Origin of the sequence: Megasphaera vaginalis (ex Bordigoni et al. 2020), assembly GCF_900240295.1 — a bacterium.
Lineage (GTDB): Bacteria > Bacillota > Negativicutes > Veillonellales > Megasphaeraceae > Megasphaera > Megasphaera vaginalis.
Map to the genome: position 1 here is coordinate 136,885 of NZ_OEQB01000004.1, position 17,687 is coordinate 154,571.

General features: G+C 50.8%; 18 protein-coding genes. 10 read left to right on the forward strand and 8 right to left on the reverse strand.

The annotated features are described in order from the left end of the window. The first annotated feature begins 35 nt into the window (after positions 1–35). Together C0977_RS06445 and C0977_RS06450 are read left to right on the forward strand one after the other, a co-directional pair. Complete coding sequence (locus C0977_RS06445) at positions 36–737, forward strand: response regulator transcription factor (RefSeq protein WP_101912821.1); 702 nt, start codon at positions 36–38, stop codon at positions 735–737. Further along, entirely contained in the window at positions 730–1,830 is a 1,101-nt protein-coding gene (locus C0977_RS06450; RefSeq protein ID WP_101912822.1) for a sensor histidine kinase, read from the forward strand. Before C0977_RS06445 ends, C0977_RS06450 begins: the two co-directional genes overlap by 8 nt. Before the next feature lie 193 nt (positions 1,831–2,023). Here C0977_RS06450 and C0977_RS06455 read toward each other — a convergent pair whose 3' ends face one another. From C0977_RS06455 to C0977_RS06480, 6 genes are all read right to left on the reverse strand, one after another. Then, entirely contained in the window at positions 2,024–4,825 is a 2,802-nt protein-coding gene (locus C0977_RS06455; RefSeq protein WP_101912823.1) for a heavy metal translocating P-type ATPase, read from the reverse strand. A 9-nt stretch (positions 4,826–4,834) separates the two neighbouring features. Beyond that, on the reverse strand, positions 4,835–5,113 hold the full coding sequence (locus C0977_RS06460; RefSeq protein WP_101912903.1) for a metal-sensing transcriptional repressor: 279 nt from the start codon (positions 5,111–5,113) through the stop codon (positions 4,835–4,837). Between the two features lie 353 nt (positions 5,114–5,466). Continuing rightward, complete coding sequence (locus C0977_RS06465; protein WP_023053952.1) at positions 5,467–5,895, reverse strand: OmpH family outer membrane protein; 429 nt, start codon at positions 5,893–5,895, stop codon at positions 5,467–5,469. A gap of 119 nt (positions 5,896–6,014) precedes the next feature. Continuing rightward, positions 6,015–6,428, reverse strand: coding sequence for a GerW family sporulation protein (locus C0977_RS06470; RefSeq protein WP_023054053.1), 414 nt, complete (start codon positions 6,426–6,428; stop codon positions 6,015–6,017). After that, on the reverse strand, positions 6,421–7,125 hold the full coding sequence (locus tag C0977_RS06475; protein ID WP_101912824.1) for a hypothetical protein: 705 nt from the start codon (positions 7,123–7,125) through the stop codon (positions 6,421–6,423). Before C0977_RS06475 ends, C0977_RS06470 begins: the two co-directional genes overlap by 8 nt. 83 nt (positions 7,126–7,208) lie before the next feature. Continuing rightward, a complete protein-coding gene (locus tag C0977_RS06480; RefSeq protein ID WP_101912825.1) occupies positions 7,209–8,312 on the reverse strand; it encodes an NADH:flavin oxidoreductase in 1,104 nt (367 codons plus the stop codon). Positions 8,313–8,563: 251 nt separating this feature from the next. Between C0977_RS06480 and C0977_RS06485 the strand changes: the two genes are divergently transcribed. Beyond that, positions 8,564–9,847, forward strand: coding sequence for an adenylosuccinate synthase (locus C0977_RS06485; RefSeq protein WP_101912826.1), 1,284 nt, complete (start codon positions 8,564–8,566; stop codon positions 9,845–9,847). Between the two features lie 64 nt (positions 9,848–9,911). Here C0977_RS06485 and C0977_RS06490 read toward each other — a convergent pair whose 3' ends face one another. Beyond that, entirely contained in the window at positions 9,912–10,592 is a 681-nt protein-coding gene (locus tag C0977_RS06490) for a hypothetical protein (RefSeq protein ID WP_101912827.1), read from the reverse strand. A 236-nt stretch (positions 10,593–10,828) separates the two neighbouring features. Between C0977_RS06490 and C0977_RS06495 the strand changes: the two genes are divergently transcribed. The 7 genes from C0977_RS06495 to C0977_RS06525 all read left to right on the forward strand — a co-directional run bounded on the left by C0977_RS06495 (position 10,829) and on the right by C0977_RS06525 (position 16,439). Continuing rightward, complete coding sequence (locus tag C0977_RS06495) at positions 10,829–11,605, forward strand: ParA family protein (RefSeq protein WP_036242952.1); 777 nt, start codon at positions 10,829–10,831, stop codon at positions 11,603–11,605. Next, positions 11,595–12,524, forward strand: a complete 930-nt coding sequence (locus C0977_RS06500) for a ParB/RepB/Spo0J family partition protein (RefSeq protein ID WP_023054021.1) — start codon at positions 11,595–11,597, stop codon at positions 12,522–12,524. The genes C0977_RS06495 and C0977_RS06500 overlap by 11 nt, the downstream gene beginning before the upstream one ends. 69 nt (positions 12,525–12,593) lie before the next feature. Then, positions 12,594–13,118 (forward strand): DUF4446 family protein, encoded by a 525-nt coding sequence (locus C0977_RS06505; RefSeq protein WP_023054032.1) that lies wholly within the window; start codon positions 12,594–12,596, stop codon positions 13,116–13,118. A gap of 12 nt (positions 13,119–13,130) precedes the next feature. After that, entirely contained in the window at positions 13,131–14,093 is a 963-nt protein-coding gene (locus tag C0977_RS06510; protein ID WP_023053976.1) for a M23 family metallopeptidase, read from the forward strand. A 129-nt stretch (positions 14,094–14,222) separates the two neighbouring features. Then, positions 14,223–14,696 (forward strand): peptidylprolyl isomerase, encoded by a 474-nt coding sequence (locus tag C0977_RS06515; protein WP_023054004.1) that lies wholly within the window; start codon positions 14,223–14,225, stop codon positions 14,694–14,696. Next, entirely contained in the window at positions 14,696–14,959 is a 264-nt protein-coding gene (locus C0977_RS06520) for a GIY-YIG nuclease family protein (protein WP_023054040.1), read from the forward strand. Before C0977_RS06515 ends, C0977_RS06520 begins: the two co-directional genes overlap by 1 nt. 91 nt (positions 14,960–15,050) lie before the next feature. Beyond that, a complete protein-coding gene (locus C0977_RS06525; RefSeq protein ID WP_234987590.1) occupies positions 15,051–16,439 on the forward strand; it encodes an SGNH/GDSL hydrolase family protein in 1,389 nt (462 codons plus the stop codon). Between the two features lie 49 nt (positions 16,440–16,488). Here C0977_RS06525 and C0977_RS06530 read toward each other — a convergent pair whose 3' ends face one another. Next, positions 16,489–17,430, reverse strand: a complete 942-nt coding sequence (locus C0977_RS06530; RefSeq protein ID WP_023053944.1) for a sugar-binding transcriptional regulator — start codon at positions 17,428–17,430, stop codon at positions 16,489–16,491. Positions 17,431–17,687 lie beyond the last annotated feature (257 nt).

Below are 17,687 nucleotides of genomic sequence, written 5' to 3' on the forward strand. Positions count from 1 at the left end.
TAAGCACAATACTGATGCGTAAGGAGATATGCCGTATGAGTCCGTATTCTATTCTTATTGTCGATGATGATGACAAACTGATCAAATTGCTGCGTTCCTATTTTGAGCAGAATCAATTTATTGTTTATATTGCCAAAAACGGAGAAGAAGCATTGGCCATGATGGAACGACATGAGCCGCAAATTATGCTTCTCGATATAATGATGCCCAAGCTGGACGGGTATGAGGTTTGTAATCGTGTGCGACAGATCAGCGATATTCCGATTATTTTTCTGACCGCCCGTGACAGTGAAGAGGATCGGCTGAAGGGCCTTGATATCGGTGCCGACGACTATGTCACAAAACCGTTCAATATGCAGGAACTCGTCGCTAGGGTTCATGCTCGCTTGCGGCGCAGCCTGGGTGAAGTCATTCACCGTCCGGCGTCTTACCGTGCAGCCGACCTTCTTATCGACAGAGAGCGTTTTCTCGTCTATCGCGGCAATCAAGCGTTGACTTTGACGCCGACGGAATTTAAGCTGCTGGAGATACTGTCATTATCTCCGGGACGGGTATTCAGCCGCATGCAGCTGATGGAAAAAGTACAGGGCGGGTATGCCTTTGAAGGGTTTGAGCGGACGATTGATACACATATTCGCAACTTACGGAAGAAGGTGGAAGTCGATCCGGCCAATCCCGCTTATATTTTGACTGTTTACGGGATAGGGTATAAGTTTGGCGGTGAACATCTTGGGTAAAAACGAACGACTTTCTTTTCGGTTGGCAGTTATGATCTTTTTTCTCTTTGCGGCGGTGATTGCGTTGCTTGTTATGATTGTCAACTTGCAAATGGAAGCCCATTTTTCGGAATATGTCTATACGGAGGCTGACGGGTTGACCGTTGCTGTCAAGGGGATTGATGAAGAAGCATACATTGCTTCCGTGCATAAATTCCTCTTCTGGATCGGATTCGTCATGGTTATTTTAGGCAGTACGGTCAGTTATTTTGTCATTCGTCATCTGACGCGGCCGGTATCGGAACTGACGGCGGCCGTGCGGGAATTGCAGGAAGGGCATTTGGGCAAGACCGTACCGGTGCGGCGTCATGATGAAATCGGCGTACTGGCAGCCGCTTTTAACGATATGTCCCGCCGGCTTTACGAAAACGATCAGCAAAGGCGGCGGCTCTTTGCCGGAATGGCTCATGAACTACGTACGCCCATGGCGATATTACAGGGCAATTTGGAAGGTATGCTGGACGATGTCGTACCGCTTGACAAAGAGACGGTCTTGTCGCTTGAAGATGAAGTGGTCCGCATGCGCCGCCTGGTTCAGGATTTGCGCGATTTGTCCCTGGCGGAAAATCATGAATTACTGCTGCACAAAGAAGAAACGGATATCAACAATCTGTTATCGCGGGCTGTCAATATGCTCCAGCCCATGCTTGACGAGAAGCGGCTCAGGATCGAAGTGCATTTGGCGGCCGATCTGCCTCCTGTCAACGTTGATGCGGATCGTTTCAATCAAGTTGTGTATAATTTGTTGAACAATGCCGTTCGCTATACGGAAACGGGCAAGACCATTTCCGTTACGACTGCGCTAAATAACCAGAACTATCTCGTGTTGACCATCGCCGATGAAGGGAAGGGAATTGCGGAGACTGATCTGCCCCATATATTTGAATATTTTTACCGTGGCGAAAAATCGCGGAATCGAGGCAGCGGCGGCAGCGGTATCGGGTTGGCTCTGGCGAAGCAATATGTTCTTTGCCACGACGGAACGATCGATGTTGCAAGTCGTGTAAGCGAGGGAACGACAGTTACCGTTCGCATACCGATAGGTGAATCCTAATCTTCTTATACAGTCGGGCGATGATGTGGGTACCCTTCTATAGAGGAAGCCATAGCGGTCATCGTTACCGACAACGGTATCCATCGCAGAATGGCGCGGCCTGGCCTAAGGCCATTGGCGACAATCTCGAAGCAACGCTTGTATCTAAAAAAAAGAGCCACCATGTTTCACGTGAAACATGGTGGCTCTTTCTTCATTTGACGAGTTCATATCCGGCGTCGGCAATGACTTTGGCCAATTCATCTGTCGGAATATCACGATCAGCTTTTATATCGGCCTTTTTGCCTTCCAAATCAACGGTTACGGCAGTGACGCCGTCTATTTTTGAAAGCGCGTCGTGTACGTGTTGTTGACAATGTTGGCACATCATTCCTTCAATCTTAATTGTTTTTTCCATTTCTTGTTCCTCCTTTGGAAGTTGTAATGTATATCCTGCAGCAGTAAGGGTTTCTGAGAATACTGCCGTCGGGATGGCGATTGTACTGGAGACGTCGGCTTCGCCTCTTTCTAACGATACGTTGACAGCAGTGACACCGGCTATTTCGGAAAGCGCGGCGGTGACCTGCTTTACGCAATGTTGGCACATCATTCCTCTTACGGTAAGCGTTGTGTGTACAGGGCTTGCAGGTATTTCTGAAGGAGCGGATGTGACGACGGACTGAGCCGGCAATGTTTCACGTGAAACATGATGAGGCGCTCTTTCCGCTTTAAAGAACCGGAGCCGCAAGGCATTCATGCAGACACAGAAACTGCTCAAACTCATGGCGGCGGCGCCGATAACGGGACTGAGCTTGATTCCGAAGGCCGGATAGAGCAGTCCGGCTGCCAGGGGAATTCCGATGATATTGTAAATAAAGGCCCAGAAGAGGTTTTCTTTGATGTTTTTAATAACCGCTTTACTGAGGCGAACGGCACTGACCGCATCGAGGAGATCACTGCGCATCAGCACCGCATCGGCGCTTTCGATGGCAACGTCTGTTCCGGCACCGATGGCTATGCCCAGATCGGCTTTCATCAATGCCGGGGCATCGTTAATACCGTCACCGATCATGGCCACGCAATGGCCCTGTTTTTGCAGGTCGGCAATATGCTTTTCTTTATCCTGCGGTAAGACCCCGGCAATGACCTGGGGAATATGCAGGCGTTTGCGGACCGCTTCGGCTGTCCTTTTGTTGTCTCCCGTCAGCATGACAACCTTGATGCCGAGTTCTTTGAAACGGGAAATAGCGGCTGCGCTCGTTTCTTTTTCCGTATCTGCAGCGGCAATGATTCCGATGATCTTATCGCCGGCGGCAAAGATAAGCGGTGTTTTACCCTGATCGGATAACCGATCCAGCGTCTCTTTCAGCGCCGTCGTGTCGATCTTGTGCTCGCTCATCAGCTCCCGGTTGCCGGCATAATACGTGACGCCGTTGCTGGTTCCGCAGACGCCGCGCCCGAAGATGGCGCGGAAATCGCTGATCGCCGTCGGCGTGATTCCCTGCTCACGGCTATAGGCGATGACGGCTTCTGCCAAAGGATGTTCGCTGCCTTTTTCCAAACCGGCAGCCAAAGAGAGAAGTGTTTCTTTTGTGACGCCGTAAGGCAGGATATCGGTTACAGACGGTTTCCCGATCGTAATCGTGCCGGTCTTGTCCATTACTACCGTATCAATCCGATGTGCTATTTCCAACGCTTCGCCGGATTTGATGAGGATTCCGTTTTCCGCGCCTTTGCCGGTGCCGACCATGATGGCGACGGGCGTTGCCAGTCCGAGAGCACAGGGGCAGGAAATGACGAGGACGGCGATGCCGACAGAAAAGGCAAATTCCGGATCGGTGCCGACAAAGAAATACCAGATTGCCGTCGTTACCAGGGCAATCGCGATAACGGCCGGCACAAAAATACCGGCAATCGTATCGGCCGTTTTGGCAATAGGCGCCTTGCTGGCGCTGGCTTCATCGACGAGTTTAATAATTTGGCTGATCGTCGTGTCTTCGCCGATACGCTTTGCTGTAACGTGAATATATCCCGCCTTGTTGATCGTAGCGGCTGTTACGGCGTCACCGACTTGCTTTTCAACAGGAATGCTTTCGCCGGTAATAGCCGATTCGTCAATGCTCGTCGTCCCTTGCGAGATAATCCCGTCTGCCGGAATGCTTTCGCCGGGGCGGATGACGATTTCATCGCCGATGAGAAGCTCTTCGATGGCAATGGATACTTCTTTGCCGTCACGCAGGACCGTCGCTTCTTTCGGCGCCAGGTCCATCAGCTTCTCAATGGCCGCGCTCGTTTTTCCCTTTGCTCTGGCTTCCAAATACTTGCCGACTGTAATCAAGGTCACGATCATGCCTGCCGATTCAAAGTAAAGGTTGGTGCTGTATGTTTCTACTAGTCCCAAATCACCGTAACCAAGTCCCCAGCCCATACGGAAAATGGCAAAGATACCGAAGACGGCAGAAGCTGATGAGCCGATGGCAACGAGACTGTCCATATTCGGAGCCCCTTGAAAGAGACTGTGGAAACCGTTAATATAATATTTTTTGTTCAGGTACATAATGGGCAGGAGCAGGAGAAATTGGGCGAACGCAAAGGCGATGGCATTTCTCGGCCCGTCGAATACAGCCTCGACCAGATGGGGGACAGGAAGACCGAAAAGGTGTTGGAAGAGTCCGTGGGAGGCGATATACATCGTCGGGAGCAGAAAAAGAACAGAGCCGATGAGACGGTTTTTCAGCTCCTGAATGGCGCTTGCAGCTGCCGATGCGGCGCTTTCGTCGGCAACGAAGCTTTCTTTTCCCGCGCCTGCCGGCGCGGCGCCGTAACCGGCGTTCGTGACGGCAGTAATGATATCCTGAGAGGATAACAGTGCTTCGTCATAGTCGACTTGCATACTGTTTGTCAACAAATTGACGCTTGCCTTTTTCATGCCCGGCAGACGGGCGGCCGCTTTTTCCACCCGCGCGGAGCAAGCTGAACAGCTCATGCCGCTGATTGCATACTTTTCATGTTTCACGATGATCACCTACTTCATCAGTTTTTGTAAAAGACAGACAAGTTCGTCGATTACTTCATCATTGCCATTACGGATATCGGTTACGACACAGCTTTTGATGTGCTGCGCCAACAGCTCCTTATTAAAGGCGTTCAATGCCGATTGAACGGCGCTGACCTGCGTCAGGATATCGACACAATAGCGGTCATTTTCGACCATGTTTTTTATACCGCGAACTTGTCCCTCAATTCGATTTAAGCGTGAAATAAGACATTTATATTCGGTACCGGTTTTATCACGATATTTCATTTTCAGGCAACAATCGTCGGCGCCGGAACCGTTGGTTTCTTTCATAGAATAACCTCCCTTTTTAATACCCCTATAGGGTATTTATCTACTTGTATCATATACCCTATAGGGGTATATGTCAAGGATATGATCAATAAAATTTACCGATAAGGTGTAATTTATGAAAAACACCCGTAAAAGGGGATACGACGAAATATAATAAAAATAGGTAAAAGTATATGCAGATAAAAATAACAAGGCCTTAAAATCGAAAATTTGAAACCTGATAAGGGAGGGATTAAACATATGTTTGCTTATTTTGCATAGAAAAAACGCAACCTCTTCAAGAGAAGTTGCGTTTTTTTACAGATGAATTATTTTAAAAGCTGCGCTACTGTTTGTGTTTCGTCCGTTGCATTTTCCGAACCGGCAATAATCGCGCCTTGTGCTACAATCGCGTCATATCCTTTGTTCTGGCGAACTTGTTCCACCTTGGCGACAACATCTTTTTCGATGGGAACGATCAGGCTGTTTTCCAATTTGCTGAGATTTTGCGCTAACTCTTTGCCGAGGTTCTGTTTTTCCTGATCCGTTTTCATGTCCTTTGAACGTTTTGCAAACTGTTCATTGGCATCTTTAATGGCTGATTGCATCTGAGCGCTTACTTTCGGAAAATCTTTATGAGCTTGAACTAACGTATCAAAATTTACATAGCCTACTCCCGATGCGAATGCCGACGCTGCTGCCGCAACGCTTAACATGCCTACTGCCGCAAGGGATGCCAACTGTTTTTTTAATTTCATAGGTGTACCTCCTGAAATGAACGAATTGATTTGCTCTTGTACTTGCTAATTATAGCAGACTTGTTTTGAAACTACAACTATTGTAACAGAAATGTGACTATACCTATACATTACCTACGTTATACGGTAGCGTCCGTCGACTTTGGCGCCGTCTCCGTCGCGTCTTCGTCTTTGATGTAAATGTATTTGTCCTTTTTCATTTTATCGATGATTTCCGGCGCCATTGTCAGCAGTTTTTCAAAAGCGGAGGCCTGATAGCCGCCTTTCTTGATGGAGAACAGTTCGACGCGTTCACCTTTGATTACTAAAATTGCCGTCGGTTCGAGTTTCGCGCCGCCGCCACCGCCTGCTCCCTGATGCGCCATATCGCCGCCGCCGCTGCCGCTGCCGAAACCGAAAGAGACGTCGACGAAGGGAACCAGAATGGCATCGCCGATGTGGACCGCTTCGCCGACGACTGTTTCCACTTTGATCATATTTCGGAAGTTTTCAAAAATTGTTTCCAAATTGTTTTTTACATCGTTTTTATCCATGGTGATCTTCCCTTCTCTCTTTGAACCAAGTAAAAGCCAGGGTTCGCACGGGTCTGGTAAGGACCAGTGAGACCGCATAGGCGATGAGAACTGCCGGATGGATTCGACCGGACAGCGCAGTCAGGCAATCGTACTCGGTTTCTACATAATTAAATTGCAGTCCGCCGATATTTGCCGGTATCGTACTGTATAAGAGGGCCGCGACGAGCCCTGTCCGATCCGGTGAACCGAGGCCTAAACTGCCGCATATTGTAAAACGGCGGATACGGGAGTGATGAAGCAGCTGCCGCAGGAACCGAAGGACGGCAATGAAGAAATCAAGGCGGAGCACATACGTTTTCCAAGGAAATGCATGTTTTGGGCTTTTTTCCAACTGTTCTTTTGGGGCGCGAGCCAGTTCTTCGTATGTCGTTTGCGCTTGCTCCGTTGCAAGAGACGCTGCGATATCGTCGGGATTTAAGGACTCGCTGTCGTCTGCCTTCTGCCAGGGGCGCCAACGGAAAAACATTTTTTTCTCCAGAGGACGGCCGTATTCATACTTCCATTCAACGGCAAGGGCCTTGTTGAACCATGCGGCGCGACCGTGGCAGCGGAACGGTGACGCAGTAGATATTTCGATTGTATACAGCAGCGGCAGACAAAGGATTGCGACTGCTGTCATCAACAGGAGCGCCGGGAAAATGAAGAATCCGCTCATCGCCTCTCCTCCTTTCGGGGCCGAGGGTATTACGAAACAATATATACATATAGTATAGCACGGGAAGGGAAGGAGATTACAGTTTATTTATCTTTTTCATTAAAAATACAGGCCACGTCATCGGCTCGAAAACAGCGTGAACAGGAGATGCACAACGCCGGTTCCGTGCTGCCGTCGCGCCATAGGTTCGGCAGATCGGGCTGGCGAAGCAAGGGACGGCTCATGGAAATGAAAGCGATATCCGTTTTTTGCAAGCAGTCTTCCATTTCTGCAGCCGTACGGAAGCCGCCGACAACGCCGATAGCAATACGTCCTTTCAGCGCCGCCGCCGCCGCTGCTGCGGCGCCGGCAAAGTACATTGGTTCTTTCGTGCGGCGGATGGCGCGGATAGGGCCTTGACGCGGCAATGAAGAAGTATTGCCGCCGCTGATCTCTATCGCGTTGGCGCCGGCATCGGCAAGCCAGGCCATGACTTGCATGCTTTCGTCAAGGGTCAGCCCTTCCGTTTCCATGTAGTCGGAACTGTTCAGCTTTACCCAAATCGGATAAGCAGGGCCGACGGCTTTTCGAATAGCGGCAATCGTTTCTGTGAGAAAGCGGGCTCTGTTTTTCAACGATCCGCCGTATTCGTCTGTGCGCTTGTTGAAGAATGGCGTCAGGAATTTACTGGCCAGATAGCCGTGAGCGCCGTGAAATTGAATGCCGTCATAACCGGCTTTTTGTGCGCGGAGAGCGGCGTGGACGGCATCGTCGATGAGACTTTTGATCTCGTCGACGGTCAATGCCCGTGACTCTTGGGTTTTGACAACGACCTTATCGGGAATGCCGCTGGGGCTGATAATCGCCTTGCCTGCGCCTTCAGGCAAAGCGATGGCGGAACCCATGATGACCAACTGCGCCATAATCTTGCCGCCGTGGGCGTGAACCCGGTCCGTCAATATTCGCAACGGCGCGATGAAGCGATCGTCGTCGATCCTGATTTGGCGATGCTGGTGGAATTCTTTGGGGCTGACGGCCATCATGCCTGTAATGATCAGGCCTACGCCGCCGTCGGCAAGCGTTTCATACAATTCGATCAGCTTTTCTTTCGGACAGCCGTGTCCGTCATCCATTCCTTCAAAGGTTGCCGAACGGATAATGCGGCACGATACATCGATGCCGCCGACAGTGGATTTTTCAAATAACATAACCGTCTCCTTGCTATATACAAATAGTTACTTAAGTTCTTCCATATATTTTTTCATTATATCGTAAAATCGGTTAAATTGCTAATACAAAATAGTTTTTAAACCGTATTTTGTTTTTGTATGGGAAGAATGCCGGGTGAAAGATGGAAGAAGATTCTGTTTTCTCGTTCATTAAGGATATCAATTTGCGTGTCTTTCGTGTATAATAAAAGGTGTTTGTGAATTGGACTTAATGAAGGGATGTTGAATATATGGCTACAGCAATGGTAATGGGGACGCAATGGGGCGATGAAGGTAAAGGCAAGATCGTAGATTATTTGGCGCAGAAGGCGGATGTCGTCATTCGTTCGCAAGGCGGCAATAATGCGGGGCATACTGTTGTCGTCGAAGACGCTTCCTTTGCGCTGCGTCTTTTGCCGTCCGGTATTTTATATTCTGAAAAGACGTGTATTATCGGCAGCGGCGTCGTCGTCAATCCCGGCGTTCTTTTGGAAGAACTGGACGGAATGAGGGCGCGCGGCGTTCGGATCAGCGCCTTGGAAATTTCCACACGGGCCCACGTTATCATGCCCTACCATATTCGCATCGATGAAGAAGATGAAAAGCTTAAGGGCGATGCGAAAATCGGTACGACAAAGAACGGCATCGGCCCCTGCTATGCCGATAAGATCAACCGCGTCGGTATTCGTATCGGCGATTTGATGGATGAAACCGTGTTCAGCCGCAAGCTGAAACAAAATCTGCTCTTGAAAAACCGGCTGTTTACACAATATTATAGTTGTGAAGGATTTGATTACGAAACGATTTCGAAAGAATATCTGGCTTATGCCGAACGGATTCGCCCGTTTGTCAAGGATACGAATTACTCGGCCAACCAATACATCAAGGAAGGCAGAAAGGTTCTGTTTGAAGGGGCTCAGGCCGCTATGTTGGATCTTGATCACGGCACCTATCCGTTTGTCACGAGTTCCAACCCGACTGCCGGCGGCGCGTGTGTCGGCGCCGGTGTCGGACCGCGTCGGATGGCGAATATTGTCGGCGTCGTCAAGGCGTATACGACCCGTGTCGGCGCCGGTCCGTTCCCGGCTGAACAGGATAATGAAATCGGCGACTATCTGCGCCGGACAGGACATGAATTCGGAACCGTTACCGGCCGTCCGCGCCGTTGCGGCTGGCTGGATACGGCAGTCGTTGCGTATGCGGCTATGCTGAACAGCCTGGACTACCTGGCGATTACGCGCCTCGATATCCTGGACGGACTGGATACGATCAGAATCTGTAAAGGCTATATGTACAACGGAGAAGTCTTGAAAGAATATCCTGCCAGTCTCGACGTCTTGGAAAAGGCTGAACCGATTTATGAAGAGATGGCCGGCTGGAAGGAAGACATTTCGCATTGCAAGACCTATGCGGAACTGCCGGAAAATGCGCGCTACTATGTGGAACGTATTGCCCAACTCGTCGACGTTCCCCTCGGCATCGTTTCCGTCGGTCCGAACCGATCGCAGACGATCGTCCTTCACGATATTTTTTAATCTTTGACGATTCGAACAAAAGGGAGATTTCCGCTGACGGAATCTCCCTTTTTACTGTTTCCGGTTACCAATCGTTATCTTCCTCTTCGGCGTGACAATTTCCCGCCATGGCACATGCGGCGCAACCGCCGCTGCAGGCGGCGTCTCCAGTATATCGGAGAGCGGTTATGGCCGTGATCGTTTTGCGCGGTATCAGCATGCGGCTTGCCGTTACGGTGATGCCGATCTGTGCGCCGCCGGCAGCAATGGCGAGGTCGGCTTGTTGTCCCTGCGGCCAGTCACCGCAGCCGGGACTGCTTTGCCACGCGACGGCATAGCCTTTTTTCGCGGCAAAAGAAGCGATTTCGCTGGTCAGCATGCCGAGCAGCTGATCGGCGGCGGCGCTGGCGGCGGCGTCAAGGAGCAGGCCGTCTTGAAAGTCTTTGACCAGAAAGAGCCGGTCAATGGCTTCGTCGACGGCTGGCCCGAGCGTGGCTGCCAGGAGCAAGACGATGTCTCCGGTGTGCTCCAGGCGAGTGCGGAGTTGCTGACTGCTCAGCGTAAAAGGGCTGTCACAAAGGATAGCGTGACTGGCATCGTCATAAAATACCTGCTGGTAAAGCCCTTGCGGTACGGCTGCTGCGATGACGCTGTCAGCCGCTTTTTTTAACGCATCATCGCCGGTATCCGCCAAATTGCGGAGCGCCGCATAGTGTTTGATTGCGTCTATATTGATTTCCTGTAAAGACAAGTTGGCCTTTGCCATACGTATCATCCTTTCTTCTTTCTTTGCTCATTATACCATAGTTGATATGGCGGAGAACGGGTTCGGCTGTTTTTTGCTGCAAGAAAACATGGCGTTGCAGTTACGTGTCAAAAATATGTATTTACAGAGGAATCTTCCGAAAAGCACCTATCGTTTCCGCCTGCCTTTATGCTATACTATACAATAGGCTCCGAAAGTAATCGGATAGGGTAATGGAACGGAATGAGGTGAATGTGTTGGCTCATATTATTGCTGTGACGAACCAAAAGGGAGGCGTCGGCAAGACGACGACGGCGATCAATCTCAGCGCCTGTCTCGCAGAATGCGGCAAACGAACGTTGTTGGTCGATCTTGATCCGCAGGGAAATGCCACGAGCGGTTTAGGCATTGATAAGGAGCAGCTTTCAGGCAACCTTTATGATTGTCTGATTGAACATACGCCGTTGAAAGATGTTGTGTTAAAAACGAGTATTAAAAAATTGTTCATCGTACCGACGACAATCGATCTGGCCGGTGCGGCTGTCGAATTGGTCGCTATGGAGGAACGGGAGTTTATCTTGCGCAACGTGTTGCGCGCCTTTTTGGATACGGCCAAAAAGCCGTTTGATTATGTCGTTATCGACAGTCCGCCGTCGTTGGGGTTGCTGACGATAAACGCCTTGAATGCAGCTGATTCCGTTTTGATTCCCGTACAGTGTGAATTTTATGCTCTGGAAGGGTTGACGCAGCTGATGCAGACGATCAATATGGTAACAAACGGCATGAATGAAGAACTGCGTATTCTGGGCATGCTGCTGACCATGTATGACGGCCGGACGAATCTTTCCATTCAGGTCATGGAACGGGTCAAAAAATATTTCAGCGATTACGTGTTTCGTACGATCATTCCGCGCAACGTCCGGCTCGGCGAAGCGCCTAGCCACGGAGAACCGATTACGGCGTATGATCCGCGCTCGCGCGGTGCGGAAGTATATCAGCAATTGGCAAAAGAGGTGATTCGCCGTGTCGGCTAAGAAAACGGGACTGGGCGATAGCGGCAATATGGATGAACGGCTGGCCGTGCTGGGGTTGAACCGCAAGAACAGTGACGGTAAACCTGTAAGAGGCGGTATCAGGGAAATCCCGCTTGCCGCCATTACGGCCAATCCGCAGCAGGCCAGGCGGGTCTTTCGCGAAGAGGCGCTGCAGTCGTTGGCGGCGTCGATCAAGGCGTACGGTATTGTTCAGCCCCTCGTCGTTCGCGAAAAAGGCGGCGGCCGGTATGAACTCATCGCCGGTGAGCGGCGGCTGCGGGCGGCCGCGTTGTGCGGGCTGAAGACGGTACCGGCCCTGGTTCGTACCGACGGAGACGACGTTTCGGCGATCGTTTCACTGGTAGAAAACGTGCAGCGCGAAAACCTCGACGCCATAGAAGAAGGTGCGGCTTATCGGATGCTGATCGACACCTGCGGTCTGACACAGGCCGAAGTTTCCGAAAAAGTAGGAAAGAGTCGTTCTCACGTGGCCAATCTGATGCGTCTTTTGAAACTCGCAGTGCCGGTGCAGCAACACGTTTCCGAAGGACGGCTGACGATGGGGCAAGTTCGCCCGCTGTTGCAGATCAACGATGAAGAAAAACAATGCGAAATTGCAGGACAGATCATCGCTCTCGGCCTGTCGGCGCGGCAGGCTGAAGCGTTGGTTCGAAGACTGTTAGAAAAAAAAGAGACGGTACCGGAAAAAGAGGATCCCGATCCCTATGTGGAAGCACTGCAGGACAGGCTCAAAATGCATTTGGGAACGGCAGTGGCCATCCGTTTTCCGAAGGGAAAAGGGAAAGGGAAGATTGAGATATCCTTTGCATCTGAAGACGAATTTGAACGTCTCCTCTCCGTTTTGACCGATACGGAAAAACGCCGTGAAGATGTGCAGAAAGTCTCTTTTCATATATAACATGGATGTCGTCGCTTTTTCACCTTACATCTTAATTTTGGTTATCGTCACGGTAGCAGGAGGCAGGACATGTTATACGGGTTGGACCTGACGTGGATTTATTTGGGCGCTGCCGGTATTGTCGGCGCCGTCTTAATACTTCTGCTGATATATATTTTGGTACTCAATTACCGCGTTCATAAATTGAATAAGAAATATGAATTTTTCATGCAAGATGAAGTCGGGCAAAGCATGGAGGCGAAACTGCGTGAAGATGTGCGGCAGTTGCAGGAGATCCAGCAGACGCTGAACGCCATGCATGACACGCAGAAAGATATTCTGGCGGTGCAGGATCAGGCGTTTCGCAAGATCGGCTTCGTGAAGTATAATGCCTTTGAAAACATAGGGAATAATTTAAGCTTCGCGTTTACTGTTCTTGACGGTAAAAATGACGGGTTTTGCCTGTCCAGCGTATACGGGAGAAATGAGTCCCGTATTTTTGCCAAGCCGATTATCGGCGGCAAGTGCCTTTACGGAATGAGTGCGGAAGAGACGGAAAGTCTGGAGAATGCGCTCCGTTATCAGGGCGAAGTAAATGTTGTGCAAAAAGGATAAGAAGGTAATCATTTGAATTTTCAAAGAAAATGGCAGTCTTTGCGAAAAGAAATGCAACAGTTATCTCTGCGGCAGCTGCCGTCATTTGAGGCGCTGCGCAGGGAGCCGACGGAATCTGTCGTCGTGACGCCGGAAGAATATCGGAAATATCGCCGCATGGCTCTTGTCGGCCTTGCCGTTCTCGTCGTGGCGATCCTCATAGGAATCTATCAATTCATCGCTCTGCAAGGCTTGCGCGAACAGGAAATGCTTCACGAGCAGCAACTGGAAATCATGCGTGACAAGACGGAAACGTTGCAGCAGAAAATGGATAAAATGGATGCGCTGGATCAGGAATTGCGCCAAATGGTGAAAGGAGCTGGTTCCGGCGACGCCCCAAAAGGTGAAGGCAGCGCTGTAGTACAGCAGAAGAAGTCGCCCGATCTTTCTTCTGCAGGGTACAATGATGTACTGCACGCTGCATCTCGCTTGGAAACGAAGACGAATGCCAGAATTATCAGCTTTATCACACTAAAGACCGTATTGGGCGATACGGCGGGGCAGCAGGTTATCCAGATGCAGCAGTCGGCAAGGCAATATCAGGCGTCGACATACCCGTCGATTTGGCCTGTCAGCGGGCCGATCACGTCGCCCTTCGGCTATCGCGGTAATCCGACGGGTGGCGGTACCGTCTTCCACGAAGGCGTCGATATTGCCGTTGACTACGGTACGCCCGTTCATGTTACGGCAGTCGGCAAGGTTACGATCGCCGGCTGGGTCAGCGGCTACGGCAATCTCGTCGAAGTCGATCACGGCGGCGGCTTGGTTACCAGATACGGTCATAATTCCATGCTTCTTGTCGTAGAAGGGCAGGAGGTAAAGACCGGTGATATCATTGCCCTTGCCGGCAGTACCGGTCACAGCACGGGACCGCATGTCCATTACGAAGTCCGCGTCAACGGCACGCCGACGGATCCGATGATATTTTTGCCGTAATATAAGTATAAAAGGGGAGAAACGGTTTCGGTTCTTCCCTTTTTCGTTGCCGAAATGGGGACAGACATTGCATAATTACATAAACTACGATAATATAATACAGTAGATCGGCAAAAGGAGGCGCATTGCATGTACGCAGAATTTAAAACGAATCACGGTGAATTTACAGTTGAGTTATTTGCAGAACAGGCACCGATTACAGTAGAAAACTTTAAAAAATTGGCAGAAAGCCATTTTTATGACGGGACGATTTTCCATCGTATTATTGCCGGCTTTATGATTCAAGGCGGGGATCCGACCGGAACGGGTCGGGGCGGTTCCAAAGACATGATTCCCGACGAGTTCGGCGCCGGCCTGAACTTCTTGGAACCGGGTATCCTGGCGATGGCCAATGCCGGTCCGAATACGGGCAGTTCGCAGTTCTTTGTTACTGTTGTCCCGACGCCGTGGTTGCAGAACCATCACTCTATTTTCGGCAAGGTCGTCAGAAATTACGATGTCGTTGAAGAAATCAGTAACGTGAAAACGCATCGGGCAGACCGGCCTGTCGATGATGTTGTCTTGGAAGCCGTCACGATTACCGATGCGCTTGATGAAGTGTGATGTACTATACGTATATGGTTCGCTGTGCAGATGATACGCTTTACACGGGGTGGGCGCTGGATCCGGTGAAGCGGGTCGCGGCGCATAACAGCGGTTGCGGCGCGAAGTATACGCGCTCGCGCCGGCCTGTCCGGTTGGTCTGGCGTGAAGCCTTTTCGACGCAGCACGAAGCGATGCACCGCGAATGGGAGATCAAGCAGTGGCCGCGGTTCCGCAAGGAAGAGCTGTGCCGGAAGCAGCAAGCTATGCATCGGGACGCGTGATGAACGACAAAGAGATACCGGCAAAAAGTTGAGCATATCTTTTTGCCGGTATTTTTGTCGAACCGTTTCTGCAGAAAGGAGGCGCGACGCCGTGGATAAACGTTTTTTAACCTTTTTTGCCGTTGGTATTACCCTCGGCTTCGGCGTGTTGGTGACTTCGCGGCAAGATACCGGTACCGGCACTGTCGTCCATTTGCCGATGGAAGAGGCGGGGCGGATCTGCCTTCAGCCGGACAGAGCCGATCGCATACGCCCGCAGGTGCTGCGCCATTATACGACTGCGGCGCCGGCGAACGCGCATCCGATTTTGACCTGGTCCCGAATCGACGGCGCTGTCATGTATACGTTGCAGATCTTGGAAAAGCATGAAGACCCCGAGGGCGGCGTCTATTATGAACGAATCATGCCTTTGCAGACGGCGTATACCAATGCGTATGAGTTGGCCTTGCCGGCTGATTTTTCGGAGCGCGAATTTTATTGGCGCGTGCGCGGCGCCGACTTGGAAGGCAGGCCTGTCAGCAGTTATTCGGAACCGGAAGAAACGCCGGTCGATTTGTTCGGTCCCTTTTTGGAAAAACCGCAGCCCCTATCCTTTTATAACAGCGGTAACGGCACGGTTTTGCTTTACCCCGTATATGATTGGATAGCCGTGCCTGCCGCTGTCGAATATGAAGTGGAAATTCTCGACGAAGCGCCGGAAAATCCGAACGGGATAGAACCGTCCGTGCATCGCGTCGATGCCTATTACCCGCGGGCGGCGGAACAGTACGATCAGCGGCCGCGCTTTGGGCCGAAGCCCTTTTACTGGCGCGTGCGGGCCTTGGATAAGGACGGTAATCCCTTGGGGGTTTATTCCGATGCCGTTCCGTTTGTGACCGATCCGGGAGCCCATTACGTCGTGGCGACCTTGGGAGACAGTATCAGTCACGGCGGCGGCAGCGTTTCTTATTCGCCGACGGATTGGGAATTCAGCTATCAGCATTATTTGAACTTTCCGACGTTAAACGTCTCGGAAAGCGGCGATACGAGCGCCATGACCGTGGCTCGATTTGATCGGGACGTCTTGCCTTTCGCACCGCAGTACGTACTGATCATGATGGGCTCCAACAGCTTGCGCGGCGGCGTTGCGGCAGAAACGGTTATTGCCGATATGGAAGCCGTGAAAGCGAAATGTCTGGATAACGGGATCCGTCCCGTATTTTTGACGCTGCCGCCTTTCAATCCGGTCAATATCGATAAGGCCTTTCAGCAGCCGACGGTCTCTGACTGGCAATACCAGGTTGATAAGGTAAACGACTACATACGCGGTCAGGTCCATATCGACATCACACCGGGATTGGCCGATGAAGAAGGCGTGCTGCGCGGTGATTTGGCTGTCGACGGACTCCATTTGGATCCGCCGGGAAAAAAGCTGATGGCGCAAGCGATCAACCGGCAATGGCCGGAGATTTTGGCATTACCTGCCGAAGCGTGGCAGTAAAAAGAGAAGCCTCCATGGGAGGACTTCTCTTTTTTTGTGTTCCTTGTTTTCACATGGACAATAAGGCTTCCGCCGTAAATTGATCCGTAATCAGGACATTGGCATAGCCGTATTGCAAGGCGGCGCAGATGGGATTCAGCTTGGCGCTGCCGCCGGAGAGGAGGATGCTGTATTTTTTTCGGCGAAGTTGCTCCAAATCGATGCCGACAGTTCGATCGTTCAATTCCTGACTGGTAATTTTCCCGTCCTTGCAAAAAAAACGGGAACAAATATCTCCGACGGCGTGTTGCTGCAGGAATTTCCGCTCCTTTTCGTCAGCATAGCCGAGACGGAAAAAGAGCGCGCTGTCGCGAACCGTGCCGACGCTGAAGAGGGTGATATCCGCGCTGTTTCCCAGTTCCAGGACGCGTTTAATGTGTCGGTCCTGATAGACGAGATCTTTTACTGCCGGGGAATCGAATAAGACCGGCAACGGCAGGTATTTGGCGATAGTGTCGTAATTTTTAGCGAATAAATCCAGAATTTCATTGGCATACGTATCGCCGGAAGACAGTGTGATGCCTCCTTCGAGCTGGACGATTTGCGTGCCGCGCAGCGATTTCGGCAGCAGCGAGCGGGCCAGGCTGTACATCGTCGTACCCCAGCCGACGCCGATAATATCACCATCCTTGACGATTTCATCGAGATACAGCGCGGCGCGTTGTCCGATGTATTTTTTGACTTCTTCTTCGTCGGCGAGCGGCGCGTTGGCGACGCAGGCGTCGCGTAGCGAAAACTTGCGGACCAGTTGCTGCTCCAAATTACTCTGATCGGCGACAGGATCGTAAATTTCGATGCGAACGAATCCCATTTCCCGCGCATATTGCAGCAGGCGGGATACGGAGGGGCGGGAAATTTTCATTTCGCCGGCAATGTCATGTTGACTGTAATTGCTGACATAGTAGAGCTTTGCAGCAGTGATCGCAGCTTTGTCTCTTTTATCTTTGGTCATGGAAGGTCTCCTCGGTAAGCATAAAGGCTTGTTTTTATTATCCCATAGAAAAATGAGGGAAACAAGAAATAAATTTCTCTTGCCAGTGTAAAAGCAATGAACATATGCTCGAATAGCATATGTTAAGAAATAATAAGGGTATTATTGTGTTTTTGATATAGGACACATAGCGTCTATATTATAAATGAAATTATGTAATATTTATATTGCAACTATGTTCATAAATAGGTATCATAAAGCTGTAGGGGATTTTCGTG